Source organism: Streptomyces cyaneofuscatus, assembly GCF_000718135.1.
Lineage (GTDB): Bacteria > Actinomycetota > Actinomycetes > Streptomycetales > Streptomycetaceae > Streptomyces > Streptomyces cyaneofuscatus.
In genome coordinates, this window is record NZ_JOEM01000055.1 from 1 (window position 1) to 851 (window position 851).

Here is an 851-nt window from a genome sequence, read left to right on the forward strand (position 1 = left end):
CCGTCCGTAGGCCGGACCGCCTCGGCCAGCAGCTCGGCCTTGTCACCGACCGGGCCGGTGAAGGCGAACTGCGAGCCCTTCTTCTCCAGCGACCGCAGGGCCTTCTGGAGGGCTTCGGTGAAGTTCCGGCCGATCGCCATCGCCTCCCCCACCGACTTCATCGTCGTGGTGAGAGTCGAGTCGGCGGAGGGGAACTTCTCGAACGCGAACCGCGGCGCCTTCACCACCACATAGTCGAGCGTCGGCTCGAACGAGGCCGGGGTCTTCTCCGTGATGTCGTTCGGAATCTCATCCAGCGTGTAGCCGACAGCGAGCTTGGCGGCGATCTTGGCGATCGGGAAACCCGTCGCCTTCGACGCCAAAGCCGAGGAGCGGGAGACACGCGGGTTCATCTCGATCACGATGACCCGCCCGTCGGTCGGGTCGATGGCGAACTGGATGTTGCAGCCGCCCGTGTCGACACCGACCTCGCGGATGATCGCGATCCCCACATCCCGCAGCCGCTGGTACTCCCGGTCGGTCAGCGTCATGGCGGGGGCGACGGTGATCGAGTCACCGGTGTGGACACCCATCGGGTCGAAGTTCTCGATCGAACACACGACCACGACGTTGTCGTTCTTGTCCCGCATCAGCTCCAGCTCGTACTCCTTCCACCCGAGAATGGACTCCTCCAGGAGCACCTCGGTGGTCGGGGACAAGGTGAGGCCCTGGCCGGCGATGCGCCGCAGTTCTTCCTCGTCGTGGGCGAAGCCGGAGCCGGCGCCGCCCATGGTGAAGGAGGGGCGGACGACGACGGGGTAGCCGCCGAGGGTGTCGACGCCCTTGATGACGTCGTCCATGGTGTGGCAGAT

Annotated in this window: 1 protein-coding gene; it reads right to left on the minus strand. The window is 66.2% G+C overall.

Features of this window, described 5'->3' with window-relative positions:
* Positions 1 to 851 (minus strand): ATP-binding protein (locus IF17_RS0135710; RefSeq protein WP_030575371.1); only part of this gene is annotated, 851 nt, incomplete at both ends.